The sequence below is a fragment of the Ferrovum myxofaciens genome (genome assembly GCF_000735045.1).
Classification (GTDB): domain Bacteria; phylum Pseudomonadota; class Gammaproteobacteria; order Burkholderiales; family Ferrovaceae; genus Ferrovum; species Ferrovum myxofaciens.
This window is the reverse complement of sequence record NZ_JPOQ01000141.1, coordinates 1-432: the sequence shown is the minus strand read 5'-3', so window position 1 is coordinate 432 and position 432 is coordinate 1. Positions and strand designations below refer to the sequence as shown.

1 protein-coding gene is annotated in these 432 nt (G+C 54.2%); it reads left to right on the top strand.

Annotation, left to right across the window (positions count from 1 at the left end; genetic code table 11):
* The coding region (locus IV91_RS19180) for a hypothetical protein (RefSeq protein ID WP_233418458.1) at positions 1 to 226 on the top strand (226 nt) is incomplete at its 5' end.
* Positions 227 to 432: the final 206 nt, after the last annotated feature.

The following is a 432-nucleotide window of genomic DNA, read 5'->3' as shown; positions in this document are numbered from 1 at the left end:
TTGCGTGACGGTCACAATATTGCTCAGTCAAATCCACCATCAGATTTATGCGGATTCTGACAGCCGTCTACAACCCATCACAGAGCGTGCAAATCAAACCATCAATCATCTTGATTCCGCTCACCTGGCTAGATGCCCACCCGGAATACTGGGCACCCCAGCTTTTTCGAATACGCGGGCACTGTATCGTGCCCCGGAGAGTCCTCGGGTATTACCCGTGTTGTAGGCAGAGAGAGCACCTTGGAGGTTGCCGCCAGACTGCGCCCAGGCGCTCAAAAGAATGGCCTGCGCGGCCGCCAGGTTCGTGCGTAAGCGGTAAGCCAGCGGCGTTGTATTTTCCCGGATAATTTTTCTGCATACTCCTCTTCAGATTGTGACACAGGAGAGCAGGTATGGAAACCAAGCGTAGCAGGAGAATTCGCCACAGCAGGC